Origin of the sequence: Erysipelatoclostridium sp. An15 (genome assembly GCF_002160675.1) — a bacterium.
Taxonomy (GTDB): Bacteria; Bacillota_I; Bacilli_A; order Erysipelotrichales; family Coprobacillaceae; genus Thomasclavelia; species Thomasclavelia merdavium.
This window is the reverse complement of sequence record NZ_NFLA01000122.1, coordinates 1-575: the sequence shown is the minus strand read 5'-3', so window position 1 is coordinate 575 and position 575 is coordinate 1. Positions and strand designations below refer to the sequence as shown.

Sequence of the window (575 nt, the reverse complement as noted above, 5' to 3'; positions counted from 1 at the left end):
TTTACCACCAGTATTGAAAAGTTACTGGTAGATATTTTTTCTATGTCTTGAACTTTAAAAAAATCATAAAGATTGTCATAGTTTTGCCAGCGATGTTCACCCCAGTTTATAACTGCAGAACTAACTTTCATCAATTCATTATCATTAGATAAATTGTTGATCTGTCTTTGATAAAGAATTGAATCATAAGACATACATCTAAAAAGCATAAATCTGTCATTTTGCTTCTGGTTTTCAATACCGATTAATTTAGATTCATTACCATTAGTGTATTTGAAAACAATATCTCTTCTAAGTTCGATTTCTTTAATGAAACTGTGATCTTTAATTACGGTAGATATTTCACTGTCATAAATATTCAGATATTCAGGATCGATAACCGGAAGACCGCTATACAAAATGACATTAACTAAATCAGCGAAATAACAAGGATTTTTAAAGAAATCCTTTAAAACAATGTCGTTTTTAAAAATACTAGCCATAAAATAAACTCCTTTGATGATATAAAGAATAGAAAATATTTTATAGTTAGAAAAAACAAAAGATAGTCAGTTTATATAATCAAAATAGGCTGA

1 protein-coding gene is annotated in these 575 nt (G+C 27.3%); it reads right to left on the bottom strand.

Features of this window, described 5'->3' with window-relative positions:
• The coding region (locus B5E92_RS15310) for an Rpn family recombination-promoting nuclease/putative transposase (RefSeq protein ID WP_204245300.1) at window positions 1–482 on the bottom strand (482 nt) is incomplete at its 3' end.
• Window positions 483–575: the final 93 nt, after the last annotated feature.